At 56.0% G+C, this 15997-nt stretch carries 13 protein-coding genes; 6 read left to right on the forward strand and 7 right to left on the reverse strand.

The genetic code is table 11. The features are described 5' to 3' along the window. The first annotated feature begins 247 nt into the window (after positions 1-247). Complete coding sequence (locus C4520_19555) at positions 248-1264, forward strand: FkbM family methyltransferase (GenBank protein ID RJP15975.1); 1017 nt, start codon at positions 248-250, stop codon at positions 1262-1264. Positions 1265-1364: 100 nt separating this feature from the next. On the opposite strand, the gene C4520_19560 is transcribed toward C4520_19555, so the two are convergent. Further along, positions 1365-1841: a hypothetical protein gene (locus C4520_19560; GenBank protein ID RJP15976.1), complete on the reverse strand. Its 477-nt coding sequence runs from the start codon at positions 1839-1841 to the stop codon at positions 1365-1367. A gap of 258 nt (positions 1842-2099) precedes the next feature. Here C4520_19560 and C4520_19565 point away from each other — a divergent pair, with 258 nt between their 5' ends. Together C4520_19565 and C4520_19570 are read left to right on the forward strand one after the other, a co-directional pair. After that, a complete protein-coding gene (locus C4520_19565) occupies positions 2100-3617 on the forward strand; it encodes a hypothetical protein (protein ID RJP15977.1) in 1518 nt (505 codons plus the stop codon). Positions 3618-3709: 92 nt separating this feature from the next. Next, the gene (locus C4520_19570; GenBank protein ID RJP15978.1) at positions 3710-4504 is read left to right on the forward strand and encodes a hypothetical protein; all 795 of its coding nucleotides are present in this window, start codon (positions 3710-3712) and stop codon (positions 4502-4504) included. Positions 4505-4584: 80 nt separating this feature from the next. Here C4520_19570 and C4520_19575 read toward each other — a convergent pair whose 3' ends face one another. The 5 genes from C4520_19575 to C4520_19595 form a co-directional block, all read right to left on the reverse strand. After that, a complete protein-coding gene (locus tag C4520_19575; protein ID RJP15979.1) occupies positions 4585-7002 on the reverse strand; it encodes a VWA domain-containing protein in 2418 nt (805 codons plus the stop codon). A 201-nt stretch (positions 7003-7203) separates the two neighbouring features. Then, positions 7204-8190 carry a PAS domain-containing protein gene (locus C4520_19580; protein ID RJP15980.1) on the reverse strand — a complete coding sequence of 329 codons (987 nt, stop codon included), beginning with the start codon at positions 8188-8190 and terminating at the stop codon, positions 7204-7206. A gap of 168 nt (positions 8191-8358) precedes the next feature. Continuing rightward, positions 8359-9357 (reverse strand): methyltransferase, encoded by a 999-nt coding sequence (locus tag C4520_19585; protein RJP15981.1) that lies wholly within the window; start codon positions 9355-9357, stop codon positions 8359-8361. A gap of 53 nt (positions 9358-9410) precedes the next feature. After that, on the reverse strand, positions 9411-10544 hold the full coding sequence (locus C4520_19590) for a phosphotriesterase (protein RJP15982.1): 1134 nt from the start codon (positions 10542-10544) through the stop codon (positions 9411-9413). 187 nt (positions 10545-10731) lie between these two features. Further along, positions 10732-12003 (reverse strand): DegT/DnrJ/EryC1/StrS family aminotransferase, encoded by a 1272-nt coding sequence (locus tag C4520_19595; protein ID RJP15983.1) that lies wholly within the window; start codon positions 12001-12003, stop codon positions 10732-10734. Positions 12004-12187: 184 nt separating this feature from the next. On the opposite strand from C4520_19595, the gene C4520_19600 reads away from it, so the two are divergent. The 3 genes from C4520_19600 to C4520_19610 all read left to right on the forward strand — a co-directional run bounded on the left by C4520_19600 (position 12188) and on the right by C4520_19610 (position 14498). Next, the gene (locus C4520_19600; GenBank protein ID RJP15984.1) at positions 12188-12373 is read left to right on the forward strand and encodes a hypothetical protein; all 186 of its coding nucleotides are present in this window, start codon (positions 12188-12190) and stop codon (positions 12371-12373) included. Then, positions 12370-13335 (forward strand): sugar phosphate isomerase/epimerase, encoded by a 966-nt coding sequence (locus C4520_19605; GenBank protein RJP15985.1) that lies wholly within the window; start codon positions 12370-12372, stop codon positions 13333-13335. Before C4520_19600 ends, C4520_19605 begins: the two co-directional genes overlap by 4 nt. Before the next feature lie 104 nt (positions 13336-13439). Next, positions 13440-14498: a gfo/Idh/MocA family oxidoreductase gene (locus tag C4520_19610; GenBank protein ID RJP15986.1), complete on the forward strand. Its 1059-nt coding sequence runs from the start codon at positions 13440-13442 to the stop codon at positions 14496-14498. Positions 14499-14630: 132 nt separating this feature from the next. On the opposite strand, the gene C4520_19615 is transcribed toward C4520_19610, so the two are convergent. Beyond that, positions 14631-15941: a hypothetical protein gene (locus tag C4520_19615; protein RJP15987.1), complete on the reverse strand. Its 1311-nt coding sequence runs from the start codon at positions 15939-15941 to the stop codon at positions 14631-14633. Positions 15942-15997 lie beyond the last annotated feature (56 nt).

The following is a 15997-nucleotide window of genomic DNA, read 5'->3' on the forward strand; positions in this document are numbered from 1 at the left end:
GGCTACCGCACCTTCGAAACTTTTTCTTTGGCCCTTTATCACGTACTCGGAAATCTCCCTATACCAGAATTAACCCACAAATTCTTGTGAGGAGCTAAATTTTTTGGGGTTTAATAAGGGGTGGAATGATCCGAATGAATGCAGTAGTTCTGGAAAGGCAGCCCGCCTAACAAGTACCCCTTGCAGGCCGAATGCAATATTATAGCACCACGGTATCTTTTCTGCAAGGCCGATCGAGAAGATCGAGATGACGGTTTTACTCTGCCGCGTGCTTGTTCAGGACTACCAAAATAGGATAGAATGTTATCTGCTCAAACATCCGAGGCAAACCGTTATGGCTGAAGGCAAAATGTTTTCAAGGATAACACGCAAAATATACCGCTCGGCGAAAAACAAGCAACAGCAATGTCGAATTGCTGACGGTGTGATTCTCGCAGCCTCCCTTATTGGAAAGAAGCAACTGCTTGGCGAAGTGAATGGCATTCCTCTCTACATCTCCCCGACCGACAACTGGGGCCTGCGTGCATTCTTTCTCGGCCCCAGGCGCTATGACGAGAATGAAATAAGCGCGGTAACGTCACTTGCAGATGATCATTGCGTTTTCTGGGATATCGGCGCCAATTACGGCGTCTACACCCTCTGCTTCCTTCGGAATCCGGATCTGCGCTGTCGCATCATAGCCGTTGAGCCTTCGCCGAAAACGTTCTTGCTGCTCAAAAAATCGTGCGAGCTGAATGGCGACGCCGGTCGCGTGAGCCTGGAGAACGTCGCCCTTTCCGACCACGAGGGCGAAGGCGTCCTGTATCTTTCGTCGATCAACTCGGGCGATAACAGGATCATCGGCTCAGACGACAATGCGGTCCATAACAGGGGCAGGGGACGTAAGAAGACGCCGATCAGGATCACCACGTTGGACGCTCTCGCCAAGAAGTATTTCGGATCATTCCCCAAAAGGAATGTCCTCAAGCTCGATGTGCAGGGCGCGGAACTGCTGGTTTTGAAGGGCGCCCGCGAGTTAATCGGTGCGTCGGACTATTTCGCCGCATGCGTTGAAGTGTGGCCGCACGGCCTCGAACAGGCCGGCGCCGATGTGAAGGCCTTCTATGACTTCTGTGAGGCGGCGGGACTGCGGTTTTACGGTATGGATCGTTCCCCCGTCAGCTATTCTCAGTTGCTGGATCAATTGAATTCAACTAATCACCGAACCACCAACGCCATCATCATGAAAGGCGACCCTCCGAGTCCTCAAACGAACCCGCGGTAATGAGTCTCCCTTTCCGGAATGTTCATTCTCGCTCATCGTCTCAAGGCGGAGCTGCTTAACCGGCAAGACAAATAATTGGAGATTGGAATGCTGGGGCTGGTTACCACCTTATGCTGATCGAGAAGAAGCCGAAATAGAATCTTCTATTAGTCCACTGTTCCTCGACGACAATGAGCGCGGGCGAAATGTCGGCGTCGGGCCCGAAAATCCTGTAGGTTCTCATTTCGAAGCCGGCGTCGTATCCCATTCTGGGTTCGGAAATATATTCCGGACCCCGTTCTTCCTCGGGGATCTCGAACTCGAGCGTCTCCTCGAGCACGTCGTCGTCCGGCTCTGAGTAATAAGACTGCTCCGAGGACTCGCGGTCGTCTTCGGAAAAAGTGGGCCGCAACGTGATCGATCTGACGGGATAGAGCTCGATGTCCTCAAACGGACCATCCTCATCATCTGCCGACACCCAAACATAGCAATCGTGCAGCCAGATATCCGACTCGCATGGAACGTCAGTGTCCGCCGACAGCCTTGCGGGAAAGAGACTAAGCAATAAGAGAAGAAGAACTTTCAAGAGCGTATTCATTTCGGGTCTTGTCCAAAGAGTCGATCAACTGCTTCTACTTCAAATATAAGAAAAAAATCCTTGAAAGGAAAGCGGAGAAGCAGATGTGGCCTGAGAGATGCTGCAAAATGTCAATACAACGTTGACTCCAGAAGGTTTCGCGTGTAATAATGGCTGCACTTCGATCCACGTCGCGCTTGATTCCTTTCTTGCTTCATAAAGGACCGTGTTTGATTTTTCTTCGGGGCAGCGTTTTCAATACTACCCGGGGAGGAGAAAATGAGCAAAGAGAGATGTACCCGCAGGAGATTCCTCAAAATGACGGCCTCCGGCTCCGCCCTCTCTGTTTTGGGATGGCCGTTGTTTTCGATTGCGTGCGGCGGCTCCAAACTCCCTTATCCGGACCAGACCATAAATACCGTCGGGCTGTCCACTGATTCACCGGCTAAATCGCCGAATATCATTATCATCAATGCAGACGATCTGGGATATGGCGACCTCGGCTGCTATGGCGGGCGTGTCATCAGGACGCCGAACATCGACGGATTGGCGGGCCAAGGGCTTCGCTTCACGAATTTCTATGCCTGCGATTCCGTGTGTACCCCTTCGCGCGCGGGCCTTCTGACCGGGCGTTATCCCGCGAGAATGGGTTTCTGTTTTCCGCTGTTTGCGGAGGATATGACGTTCAAACAGTCGGTGACGATGATGGCTGGAAATCTGAGCGCGAAGCTGGGTGCGCTGGATATCGCCACGGAGGCGGCGCCGGGCGGATTGCATCAGCATGAGATCACGATAGCCGAGGCTCTGAAAGCTCGGGATTACCGAACGGGAATGGTCGGCAAATGGCATCTGGGAGATTATTCGGGGAACGCCGAGTACAATCCGGTGCGCCATGGCTTCGATTTTTATTTCGGCGTGCCCCACAGCAACGACATGCATCCGTTTCCCCTCTATCGGGACGAACAAGAAGTCGAAGCGCAGATAACGGATCAGGGCAAACTCACGCGGCTGTACACGGAAGAGGCGATAAAATTCATGGGATCGTCTCCGGACAAGCCGTTCTTCCTCTATTTCGCTCACACATTTCCACATCGTCCGCTGTTCGCATCGGAAGCTTTCAAAGGAAAATCGGAGGGCGGGAAGTTTGGCGACGCGGTCGAAGAGGTGGATTGGAGCGTCGGAGAGATCCTGAACTTCCTCGGAGAGAATAATCTGGAGCAGAAAACGATTGTCGTGTTCACCAGCGACAACGGGCCATGGTATCAGGGGAGCACCGGCGGATTGCGAGGGCGAAAAGGACAGAGCTGGGAAGGAGGACAGCGAGTGCCGTTCATCATTCGCTGGCCCGGCCACATCGATGCCGGCATCTGCAACGAGCCGGCGATGAATATCGATCTTCTGCCCACATGTCTCGACATCGCGGGCTTGACGTTGCCGTCTGACAGGATCATCGATGGCGTGAGTATCAGAGGATTATTGGAGACGCCGGAACGCAAGCCGTCCGACCGGCCTCTGTTCTTCTACCACAATGGCGAACTCGAGAGCGTCAGGGTCGGATCATGGAAATACGTTCGCGAGATCAGCCATTACACCTGGCCGATGCCGGTGAACAAGAACCTGGGCAAAACGAGCGAGCACACGTTTGTGCAAATGCCCCTCTTATTCAATCTGGAAAATGATCCGTATGAGTCCTACAATGTCATCAATAAGTATCCCGCCAAGGGTGACGAACTGGCGGGTATCCTGGGCCAGTGGGAGAAGCAACTCGAAGCGAATCAGCTCGGTTTGATTCAGTAATCTCTGAAAAGCATCGAAAGCGGGAACATGAACTCCAATTCCTCTGCAGGCAAGATGCCTGCGCTACGTGGCGACGGGAAGGAGCCGTCAGCATGCGATTACGTTCCAGTTGCTTGATTCTTGCGGTTCTACTTGCGACCGTGGCCGGGTGCGCGTCGCTTCCTCTGGGGAATGCGCCGGAAGTCCAATCGGTCAGCCCGCGTATCACCGGAATCGACTTTGAGGGTCTGAATCTGGCTTTTGACGTCGATGTCAATAACACCTATCCAATCCCGATCAAGACGCCGCGCTTCCGATATGGACTGGATGTGGAAGGGAGCAGGTTCTTTGAATCGGAGACGGCCTCTCAATTTGATCTGCCTGCGGGCAAGGTGGGAACGGTAACATTGCCGGTGCGCTTGTCCTACGTGGATTTATTCAGTACGTACACGCGCCTGGCCTCGGCTTCCGAAGCGAACTACACATTGAACGGCGCGCTGCTCCTGCCCGTTCTGGGGCGCTCGTTTGAGCTTCCTCTTGCTCACAGCGGCACGTTTCCGGTTCTCCGGCCGCCCGCATTCTCGGATGTCAGTATCGACTTTGCCGATGTCTCGCTTCTCAAGACGAGGATCAATGTCAATGCAGTGATGAAGAATCCGAATGCGTTTGCAATCGGCATCGAGAATCTCGGTTACGTGCTGAAGCTCGGCACGGTCGAGCTTGGCGGCCTGACCGCCACAACTGCAAAAAGTCTTGAGGCGGGACAATCGGCAAGCCTGTCTCTTTCGGGTCGGGTCTCGGCCGCGAGCGCTGTGAGTAACCTGCTTAAAGGAGGAAAAGCCGGCGGAGCCGCTATCGTTCCAACGGGTTTTCTTCAGACCCCTTACGGGCCGGTGAATTTTCAGTAAGAATTATTTTGCGGGAAAGCCGGCGCAGACCGGCTTTCCCGCTGTGTTATTAGGGATTTGATTCATTTACAAGTGACTGCTCACCTCTTTGCGCCGGCTTCTTCAAGCAGTCGAACAATCTTCTTGTTGTTGCTCTCTCTCGCCAGCGTCAGGGCTCTCTTGCCGTCTTTCGCCTTGACATTCGCGTTGGCGCCGTTTTCGAGCAGGAGCTTCACAATGTCGGCGTGACCCGATTGGACCGCATGCATCAGTGCGGTGTAGCCGTCGTTATCCTGCGCATCAACTTTTGCGCCGCTTGCGAGCAGGGCCTTGACGGTCTCCGCATGTCCATTCATGGCGGCAAGCATCAGAGGCGTGCGTCCCCGGGCGTCTTTCGCATTCAGATCGGCGCCCTTGCGCACCTCTTCCTTGACTGCATCCGCGCCGTCTTCATTCGCCGCCGCATCCAGGAGAGCCGCATCCTTTTCGCCGGTCATCGCCTGCATCTTGTCAGAAGCCCCGTTGGACAGGAACCCCTTCAGCCGATCCAATCCGGATGACGGCGCCTCGCACTCCTCGACCGCAGGAGACCTGTACATCGCCTTTTGACAGGTGAGGCCGCCGACCGCGTAATTCGAAACTCCCTCGGGCAAAGGCAGCGGCTGAACGACTTTCGTGACATCGCCTTCCTTGTTTCGAACCAGCGAGTCGATGGCAACGAACGAAGTGTAGTCCGTGAGCAGGTTGTAGGCGAGACCGAGATCGGTCACTTCCTTCACGCGTTTGTCATCCATGCGCAGATTATTGTAATCGGAGAGCGTCTTGATCCGGTGCCGCGCCCACAGATAACGCAATGCGACATTCGAATTATCTTCGAGCTTTGGGCTGATATCGAGCCTGGTGCTGTATCGGCCGGCGCCCGAGTACCCTGAAATATGGACGGCGCCTGCCGCCCCGCCCTTGTATTTGCCAAAGACAATCACCGGCCGGTTCGCCAGAACGTCCGGCACGGAGAGCGGCTCGATATCGTAGGCGTTGAGGCGATCGAATTCGATTTCGATCTGAGTGAGCACCGGCTCGCGGATATATTCGCGGAACTTCTCGGCTGTTTTCCCCGCCTCATCCGGATGCGTTACAACGAACGGCTCGCCGGCGCCGCAGCGCGCCATTCCCTCGATGAGATGCCGGTTGACGCTCGAGCCGATTCCGAAGCTGAACACGTTGGATTTGTTGAGGTTCTTTCGGACGAGATCGAACGCCTCCGCCTCGCAGCTCACATACCCGTCAGTGACGATGACCGTCGTGCGCGAGACGTTTTCCTCCTGCCGCGGCAATGAGAACGCGGTTTGAAGCGCGTTGATAAGCTCGGTTCCGCCGCCGCCGGTCTGCCGCTCGATGGTATCGAGCGCCTTATCGATATTCGCTTTGGTGGCCGGAAGCGATTTCTCCGAGAGCACCGCGGCGCGTCCCGAAAAAAGCACCACATTAAATTTGTCTATTTCCCTGAGCCCGCCGATGAGGTCGCGCATGAGCGCTTTGGCTGTATCGAGTGGAAACCCGTACATCGATCCGGAAACGTCCAGGATAAAAATGTACTCGCGCGGCGGTATCGCGGCTTGAGCTATCCGCGCGGGCGGCTCCATCATGACCAGAAAAAATTTTTCTTTCGGACCGGGATAGAGAAGGACGCCCGACTGGATTTTCGCGCCCTCGAGGCTGTACCTCAGGATGAAATCCTTCGTGCCAGCCCCTTTGGTGTCTTCGAGCGTAATGAAGGCGTCGCCGGGACCATCGTACTCGATCTTCGTTTTATGCGAGATGCACCCCATCTTGCTAATGGGAATGCCGGAATTCACGGTGACTTCGATGTCGAACGTGAACGGCTCCGGCTCGCCTTCCTTAAGGTACGGATTTTCCACCCACGCGTCGCGGTCGGATGCGCCCGCCTTCGGCGTGTTCGAGTAGCGCGGGCCGACGACGGTCGGGTAGACGAACTCATAGGTTCCGTCCTCGGGCACAAGCAGTTCCACATAATTCAATTCGACCTTGATGATGTCACCGGGCATGATGTTGGCCACGTTCATCTGGAACACGTTTGGCCGCTGCTGCTCGAGGAGCGTGGCGCTCTTGCCGTCGGCGCGCGCCTGCTCATATTCGGCCCGAGCCTTCTGACGCTCTTCGATTCTTGCCTCGATCACGCGCTCGCCGATGGTCATCCGCATCCCGAAAACGGCCGCATTGGTCGAACCGGGAAAAATGTAAGTTGCCTCGATCGGGCGGGTGCCGGCGTTCTTGTACACCTGCGTCACGAGCACTTTTGCAATGACGCCGGCGATTTCGACGTCGGCGCGCGTGCTTTGCAGCGGAAGCCGGTCGATGCCGGGGTCGTCGCTGTGGACGAAGAAGTAGGGCGACAGCGTTTTGTCAGGCCCGACCTCCCTTTCCTGGCCGACCGCACAAAGCGGCATTGCGAACATAAGAAGCAGCACCACTATCAATGTTCTCCTGATCGTTCTCATTTTCTTTCTCCTTTGCAGATTCAGATCGCCGTTCTCTTGCGTGAAGCGGTCATTCCATGGGGAATTCAGGCAGAGACTCTCGAGATTATCGCCTTTGGAAGGTTAAACGAACGAGACGAGAAAAAGATTTATGCGGGCCCGCTTTTTTTTGGTCAGACGAGGAGGCTTTTGAACCGGTATTTGGAGGAAATTACTGAGTGCTCACCCCTCAGCTTCACTCAATTTTTGGAATTCTATTGTCAGGCCGGCATGAATGGGGCAAATCCGTATCTTGCAGGGTTCCGTTTTCCCGCGGCAGGTATGTACTTCAATCTCAAAATCGATGCAGTTGTCCGCCTTCAATGCTTCCTGGATTTTTTCATCGAGCGAAACGCCGTGAGCGGCCGGCAGATATTCGGATATGTTTTTTCCCGCCATCTCACTCCTTCGCGAGCACAGGAAATCTTCCGCCGGTTTATTGCAGTTTCGCACACTGAGCCTCTCATCGACGATAACGATGGGGTTCATGATATTATCGAATACGGCCCGATATTGCATCTCGGCTCTCATCAGGCGCAAATTCGACTCCCGCAGAAGCGCGACCGTCCGCTCGAGCTTCTCCTTGATGGAGGTCTTGGGTTCGGCTATCTCGTATCCACAGGCCTCGATGTCCGCCGGGACGCCGATGAGAAATTCGCACTCTTTGTCGCCTTTCCCGATGCATTTGGTCTCGACCACCGACAGCTCCTCGATGCCCGTCTGGGCGTGCCTGTGGGTATCCCTCATGAACGCCTGCAAAACGCCGCGGGTGTAGTCGCACTTGGAGCGACTCTGCAGATTATTGTTGGCGGCATAGGCCCAGCCCTCGAAGGAGTCTGCGCACCGAATGATCGCCCACCCCTTCGACCAGAACAGTTCGGCTATTTGAAAATTCCCGAAGCCGGACTCGGAATAGGTTTCAACTGCGCTGATGAAACCGTTCTCGTCCGGCGTAAGCTCTTTTGTTTCTATGGATGAGCTCACGAACGAAGTGGATCCCTGGATACCGGCATGACAGACGAGATCATCAGCCGTATCTCCCACCTCGCGCGCCAGGACTTCCCTCATGCCGTAGAACCCGCCTTTGATGTCCACGAGCGACATCCTCGCGCCGCCCACTTCAATCCAGCCGCGTCTGACAAAATTGATGAAGTCGCGCTCCTTATCCATGTGGCCCTCCAGACAGGTTCATTGCATAAGGAAGTCCGTCATTCGATTTGTGCTATTATCCCGCCAAACGATTCCTTATGTCAAACCGCGCGGAGGTCGCGTATTCGACTGACCGCCAGAGTGCCGCCTCGCGGATTTGCCACAGCTTTCGCGTACGGCCTCATTTGCCTATTTCTTTACTGCGATGACGATGCTGAGCGGGGCCGGATCGAAGCTCATCGCATTGATCTCGCGGAAGCCGGCGCCTTCGAGGAAACTGCGCACATCGGATATGGTATACGTATCGCCGTGCTCGGTGTCCAGCAGCATATTCAGCGCGAACAGGAGCGGAAACAAGGGGCCTGTCCTTTCCTCATTGGTGAGCACGTCCGCGATTATCACGATGCCGGGAGCATCAAGCGCATTGTACACGCGCTTCAACAGGCTGCGATTATCATCCGCCCCTTCCCCGTGCAGGATATTGGACAGCAGGGCTGCGTCGTGTCCGGCGGGGAGCGACTCGAGGTAATTGCCGGCCGCGGTGGAAAGTCTGGCCGCGGCGGGAGAGCGGCAAATATATTCGGCCGCGACCTCGACCACCGGACCTTGATCGAACACAGTTGCTCGCAGGTTCTGATACTTCTCGGCTAGCGTGATGGAATTTACGCCCGAGCCGCCGCCGATATCGAGAAGTCTGTTGTATCCGGAAAGGTCCACAACCTGCGCCAGCATGGTTGCGCTGAAGACCGACGTGCTGTGCATCGCATGAGTGAAGAATTTCATCTTCGTCTCGTCTCTCATGGTCCGCGCGATCGGCCCGTTCCGGCGAACGGCCTCCGGAAGCCGGGCCCAGGTTAAATACGAGGCCGCCTCGAGCGACACGAAATTTCCGGAATAGAACGGCTTGTCTTTCACAAGAAATTCGCTGGAAACCGGCGTGTTCTTATATCTGCCCTCCGATTTCTCGAGCAGCTCGAGCGCCACGCACGCGTCCATCAGCATTCGCGCAGGGCGCGGATCGATATCGAGCAGTTTCGCCATCTCCTCGGATGTCTTCGGTTCATCAAGATGACTGAATAGATCAAGCTCGTTTGCCACTTGAAAAGCTCTTGCCTCGCAATACGCATGCGCGAGATTCCAGAGGGGAAGCGGGTTAATCGAGGGAATTTGGGGCATGTCTTCTCTCATATGCAATCTCCTTTGCACAGCCAGCACTCATGCAGGAAGGAATGAGCGATTTTTCAGTGCGCGAGCAGGCGGGCGGGATTTTCGACCGTCAGCATGTTGATGAACGACTCGTCGATATCCAGACGCCTCAACCACGGCACAACGAAATCGGTGAGCCGGCAATAGCCGTCTCCGCCAAACCTGCGCGTGAGAATCTTGAGAAAGATATCGGTTCCGATCACTATCTGCGACGAGTAACCGGATTTCAGGAGCGCAACCAGTCCCGCCATCCGCTGCCAGTCGGCGGTGATGACGCTCCCGATGGCTTCCGCATCATGATAGTGCCCGAACGAGTCGATCGAGATGTTGAATCCCTGGTCGAGCAGTTCCTTCGCGAAATCGACGTCCAGTTGCCAGGAGGAGGGATCGAGCACAAGTGTTGCGAGGTCCTGCGGGACAAAGAAGAGCTCGGCGTGCGCGATGACGGCCCGCCCGGGTGATAAGCCTTCGTCGAGCATGACTTTCACCACCTCGCGCAGGCTCGCCTTTGAATCGAGCGGCGGATGCACGGTCAGCGACAGTCCGGTCTCGTTCGATATGCGAACCGCCGCACGCAACAACAATTTTTGTTGTGCGCTGAACGGCTCGACCGAAAACATCATGCTGTCGGTTATCATGATCTTGACGTGTCCGGCCCTGATCCCGGTCTCGTCGATGCCGTTCTCGATTTCGCGGCGCATGAAGTCCATGTAATCCCGCATCGACATCGCGCGGTACCGCTCGGGCCACGAGTCCTCGGCGTACAGGCCGGTGGTCGCGATAATATGCACCCCTGTCTTTTGGGAGATTCGGCGGATGGCGGGCAGATCGCACCGAAGGCCGGGCACGCTCATATCGACCATGGCGTTTCCGCCCGCGTTCTTGAAGTCGGCCGCCTCGGCCGCGATCAGTTCCTCGTCGCGCAGATCGAGCGCGTCGCGCGAGAGAATGAAGAAGTGCTTGAGGGATCCGAGGTTGTCCAGCCGGACCGGGTCGTCGGGCGCAACCGGCAGATGGCCGGGCAGGATATCTTCGTATCTGCGGCGGAAGACACTCATGTCGCAGACGGTGTGCTCATGCATCGAGGTGAATCCCAGCTTCTCGGGAGATATCGGCCCCAGGACAGTTGTTATCTCAGCCATTGGTTGCCCTCCGGCGATCCACGACATGCGGCCTAAAGATTAATGCGATTCACTGAAGCACCTTCGAAAGAGGGGGTTTGAAATGCGACACAACCAACATCCCGGTTTCAAAATTCCCCTTAGTCCCCCTTTCCCAAAGGGGGAAATTAAAGAGAGCGGCAGAAAGCGGTATGTACAAGAAGCAGTCGGGCTCGCCTTAGTGAATGGCATTACCCTAAAGATTCCCGGCCAGCGCTTTATTAGCCGCTTTTTTAAAAGCGGCGCCGATTTGATCGAGGTAATCGGTGCACGGCACATGGAACCCGATGCTCTGCAAGGTGAGCTCTTCGCCGGAGCAGCGTTTCTCGGCCACGGGACAATCGCCCTTGCGGTATTCAATCGAACGTCCGGCATAACCGCATGACCAGGGACACCCCTTGCCCCAGAACCGGCGCTCCTGGAAGCGCGGCCTGAGATGGATGGGGGTTCCGACGTAGCTGTTCGTTTCGAGACCTTCGAGCGCGAGCGCGTTTCGGAATTTCTCGAGCGGCACGTTGTTGAGCTCGTCCGCCTTGTAGATGAACGGGATGATGTGGACGGCGTGCTCGCAATTCGGAGCGACGAAGGTTGTCCTGATGCCGGGAATATCCGATAAGGAGCGCGTCAGATACGCAAGGTTTTTCCGGCGCTGGGCGACCCACGTGTCGAGGTGTTTCAACTGCACGTTGGCAATGGCCGCCGAAACCGCATGCATCCGGAAATTCGGGGCGACGCTGTCGATGTAGGCGCCAAGCGGTTTGTCCTGCAACTCCATGAACTGTCGCATCGGATGTGAGGCCCAACTCACGACCTCGTCGAAGAGCGTTTCGTCGTCGAATACGAGGATGCCGCCCTCGCCGCCGGTGAGGTTCTTCGAGGCTTGGAGGCTGAAGCATCCGATATCGCCGAGGCTGCCGACCTTTCTGCCATTGTATGTCGCGCCATGTGCCTGTGCGCAGTCCTCGATGACGCGCAGATTGTGTTCGCGCGCTATCTCGTTGATCGGGTCCATATCGCACGGATGCCCGTAGATGTGGACCGTCACAATCGCTTTTGTCCGGTCTGTGATCTTCTTTCGTATCTCATCCGGGCGGATGTTGAAGGTGAGCGGGTCGATATCGGCAAAAACAGGAATGGCATTATTATGGAGGATGCACCCGACGGTCGCGCCCCACGTATAGGGCGAAACGATCACCTCGTCGCCCGGACCCACGCCGCTGACATGAAGAGCGGTATCGAGCGCCGCCGTTCCGCTGTTGACGGCGAAGGCGAATTTGCGCCCCTGATACTGCGCGAAGTTGTCCTCGAACTCTTTGATGATGCCCACCTGCATGATCGGAGAAAGGGATTCCTCTCGCAGGACGCGAACGACCGCGTCGATGACCTCATCATTGATCACCGGCCAGGGTGACGGCGCAATTGTCACTGCCGGCCCGGATTCGCCATGAGATGCCTTTGTCTGGTCCATTCAGATGTTTCTCCTTTCCAACCTGGGTTCGGCTGTGCCGCCCTTGCTGCGTCTCGTTGGCGGCAGCCGGACGAAACCCCTCGCTTTCTCCAAATCGAGCGTTCCAACATTATATACAATTTCAGCTTGTCCCGCTTGTTCATCTCGACTGCGTGGCCGGTATCGGCTAACATTGACAGGCGCTTTGTTCCATTATCAAGCAGCGGGGATTAATTATCCGCCCGATTCGACGGAAGAGCGGCCGGATGTGATAGAATTCCCTTTGCAAGTGGAGGAAAAAGCTTCCGTCATCCATTGGCAGCGGTCCGATGCCTGCAACGCTGCGAGAAAAGCCGGGACGTTCGCGTCCTCATCTCAGGAGGCTATATGAAGATAGGATTGTTCACGCCGATGCTGTTTCATCTTTCAGTTGACGAGTTGGTCGACAAGCTGGTCGAGTTGGGAGTGGAGATGGTGGAGATTGGAACGGGCAATTATCCCGGGAATCCTCACTGCGACATCGATGAATTGCTGGCCGACGAGAAGAAGCTCAGGGAGTATCACGGCGGCTTTGCCGCAAAGGGCATCCAGATCAGCGGCCTGAGCTGTCACGGGAATCCGCTGCATCCGGACGCCGAATTTGCGAAGAGCAACCACGTGACATGGCGCAAGACGGTTCAATTGGCGGAAAAGCTTGGAGTAGGCGTCGTCAATTGCCTCTCCGGCTGCCCGGGCGATTCGGAAGGCTCCAAGTTTCCGAACTGGGTCACCTGCATGTGGCCGCCCGACTATCTCGAGGTTCTCGAATGGCAATGGAACGAGAAGGTTATCCCGTACTGGAAAGAGGAAGCAAAATTCGCGAAGTCTCACAACGTGAGGGTGGCGCTGGAACTGCATCCGGGAACGGTCGTCTATAATCCCGAAACGCTGCTCCGGCTGAGGGAGGCGGCGGGCGAAACTATCGGCGCCAATTTCGATCCGAGCCACCTGTTCTGGCAGGGAATCGATCCGGTCGCCGCCATCCGCGAACTGAAAGGCGCCATTTTCCACGTCCACGCGAAGGACACTCTTATCGATCGCACCAATTGCTCGGTCAACGGTGTCTTGGACACCAAACACTACGACCAATTGAGGCGGCGCTCATGGATTTTCCGCACCGTCGGCTACGGCCATGATCTGCAGACGTGGAAGGAGATCGTCAGCGCGCTCAGGATCGGCGGCTATGATTACGTGCTCAGCATCGAACATGAAGACGTGCTCGCGTCGCCGGAGGAGGGCCTGAGGAAGGCGGTCGCTTTCCTTCGCGAAATCATCTTCGAGGACGAGTTGCCCGGCGGCATGTGGTGGGCGTAAGAGATTTTGGATTATTTTTGCAGGGGCGGACCTATGTGTCCGCCCGAAGCGAGAATCGGTGAAGCCGAGAATATTATTAAGATATAATTCGCGAGGAGGCTGACATGACGGACAAACTGAGAGTCGGAGTGATCGGGTGCGGCGAGATATCGGGGTTGACCACCTGGGGGTTTCGGACGGATGATCGCAGCGCCATCTATGCGGTTGCCGACCCGAATGTCGAGCGGGCCGAGCAGCGGGCATCCGAATGGAAGGCGGAGAAGGTTTACAGCGACTACCGCAAACTATTGGACGATAAGGCAGTCGATGCGGTCATGATCATAACGCCGCATGATTTGCACCGGCAAATGGTCGTGGAGGCGCTCGATGCAGGTAAGCATGTCTCCGTCCAGAAACCAATGGCTCGCAATGTCGAGGAATGCACCGCGATGGTCGAGGCGGCCAAACGCGCCAAGGGAAAATTCCAGGTATTCGAATGCTATCCGTTTTATCCCCCGATTGCAAAGGCGAAGGAATTGATCGACGCGGGCGAGATCGGCGACGTTTCGATGCTTCGGCTTCGCACAACGAGCGGCTCGCTCCAGTGCGGATGGGAGCTCACCTCGACGTCATGGGAATGGAAATTCAATCAGGAGCGCGTCGGCGGCGGCACCATGTTCGACGACATGCACCACAAATACGCGCTCGCGCTGTTCTTCGGCGGGCCTATCGAGCGGGTCTCGGCCTTCATCGAGAATCCCGGCATGTTTCTCGATACGCCGGCTACCGTCATGTGGAAACACAAAGAAGGCATTCGCTACGGCGTGCTCGACGCGACGTATTCGCCCGACCTGATTATCGACACAAAATATTATCCGGTCGAGGAGCGGGTCGAGATCACCGGCTCGAAGGGCATCATCTGGGTGACGAGGCTGACCGGCAGGCTGATGAACGTCGCGCCGCTGATCATGTATCGGGACGGCCAGACGCACTGCTATCACGATATCCCGTCAGAATGGGAGGAAGGCTTCATCCGATGCGCTCAGCATTTCATCGATTGCATTCTCGAAAATAAGCAGCCGTATCTGTCAGCCGAAGAGGGATTGCGCGTGGTGCAGTTCGGCCGGGCCGTTTACAAATCGGCCGAGGCGGGCGCGGCCGTGTCGCCGGACTCGATCGGCTGAAGAGATAGTTGGGAAGATTTATACCGGAGAGAGCAGAAGGAAAACAAAGCCGAGTTTTCCCTCTTAGTGGTTCGATCACGGATTATCAAGGATTGTAGGGGCACGGCACAACGCGGCGCCCGAAAACTGTATCTACCACTCCAGGCAGTCGTCTGTCAGCAACCCATCGTTATATTTCTTCAGAATCCACGCGAGCTTGAGCATCTTCTTTCCCTGCCGCACATCAGTGGACACGTGGTACGGGAGTTTTCCAGGATACAGGCAGAGCAAAGAGTCGGCGGCTTCAATCGTGTCACCCACCGGCGCGGGATCGGAGCCCTTCTCGATGTTCAGCTTTGCGGCAATCAGTTGTTTGGCCAGAATCAGACTGGCGTCGCCGAGCGAAGGAGAATTCAGAAGGACTACGAGTTCCATTTTCGAATACTCTTCGCAGCCCAGAGTCAGGGAATCTGCGGTCCACGCTTCCGGATGGTTCTTCCAGAAGCCGAGACTCTTCGGGCAGAGGTATTCACCACAGTCCGCCACTTTAACGAGAACCGTGTCCGGCTCGCTGTTGCAGTCGCCGTCGTTGACGATGAGCTGGAACACGTAGTCACCGGCGCAATCGGCGGTGACCGTCGGATTGCAGGCGGTTTCATCCGAAAGAACAGCCATGCTGCATGCCGGCTTGCTGAGGATACTCCACGAGTAGGTGAGCGGCCTGCCGTCGGGATCGTAGCTTGTGCACCCATTGAGCTGAACGACGTCATCGACACATGCATTCTGATCCGAGCCGGCTTGTGCGATCGGGCAAACGATCGGCCTCTCCCTGAGAACCGGGCCGGAAATGCAAACGTAGCCGGGAGCCGGACGGTCGGTCCGCATAATATCTTCATGATCTGCTTTTGTCGCCGCTAAAATGCAGCCTTCCCCGAAGCCAATGCCCGGAAGCAGGGCCGTGTCATCAAGGGTGACGGTAAAGGTCTGCGTCTCTCCGTCTCCAATGACAGCCTCGAATTTCACGCCTTCCAACTGAGTTGTCGGGTCTGGATAGATGAGAACGCACTCGCTCCCGATTCCGCCGGTCGAGCAATCTGCAAAAATATCGTAGATCGTCATGCCGGGAGCGAGGTATTGGTAAAATTGAGCGAGGTCGACCCCCAGCATCCAATGGACCAAATCCGTCCCTTCCAAATCGTCCGGGTACTTATACACTTCATACGTGAATGTCACGAGAGGCGAGACGGGCCCGGGAGCAACATCCACGAGGGTGACACTGAATTCCTGGCCGCACGTGTCAACCGGACCCCGTTCACATTCTGTGCACACTGCTTTGAACAAGTCGATTATGCGCGCGCCGGCCCCGGGCTCGGGACAGAGCAGCACTCCGAATGATTCATGTGTTACCATCAGCATGATGAGACAAATTGCCAGCCCGACGAGTGCCTTTCTCACGTCAACCACCCTCTCTTCAATAGTTCCATGAAGCCCCTGTTGTTAATGATAATAGTTTGAATTAT

Source organism: Candidatus Abyssobacteria bacterium SURF_5 (assembly GCA_003598085.1).
Lineage (GTDB): Bacteria > Abyssobacteria > SURF-5 > SURF-5 > SURF-5 > SURF-5.

Excerpts from the sequence above, each read along its gene's own strand:
- C4520_19555 (RJP15975.1), top strand. The coding sequence starts at position 248 with ATGACGGTTTTACTCTGCCGCGTGCTTGTTCAGGACTACCAAAATAGG.
- C4520_19560 (RJP15976.1), bottom strand. The coding sequence starts at position 1,841 with ATGAATACGCTCTTGAAAGTTCTTCTTCTCTTATTGCTTAGTCTCTTT.
- C4520_19565 (RJP15977.1), top strand. The coding sequence starts at position 2,100 with ATGAGCAAAGAGAGATGTACCCGCAGGAGATTCCTCAAAATGACGGCC.
- C4520_19570 (RJP15978.1), top strand. The coding sequence starts at position 3,710 with ATGCGATTACGTTCCAGTTGCTTGATTCTTGCGGTTCTACTTGCGACC.
- C4520_19575 (RJP15979.1), bottom strand. The coding sequence starts at position 7,002 with ATGAGAACGATCAGGAGAACATTGATAGTGGTGCTGCTTCTTATGTTC.
- C4520_19580 (RJP15980.1), bottom strand. The coding sequence starts at position 8,190 with ATGGATAAGGAGCGCGACTTCATCAATTTTGTCAGACGCGGCTGGATT.
- C4520_19585 (RJP15981.1), bottom strand. The coding sequence starts at position 9,357 with ATGAGAGAAGACATGCCCCAAATTCCCTCGATTAACCCGCTTCCCCTC.
- C4520_19590 (RJP15982.1), bottom strand. The coding sequence starts at position 10,544 with ATGTCGTGGATCGCCGGAGGGCAACCAATGGCTGAGATAACAACTGTC.
- C4520_19595 (RJP15983.1), bottom strand. The coding sequence starts at position 12,003 with ATGGACCAGACAAAGGCATCTCATGGCGAATCCGGGCCGGCAGTGACA.
- C4520_19605 (RJP15985.1), top strand. The coding sequence starts at position 12,370 with ATGAAGATAGGATTGTTCACGCCGATGCTGTTTCATCTTTCAGTTGAC.
- C4520_19610 (RJP15986.1), top strand. The coding sequence starts at position 13,440 with ATGACGGACAAACTGAGAGTCGGAGTGATCGGGTGCGGCGAGATATCG.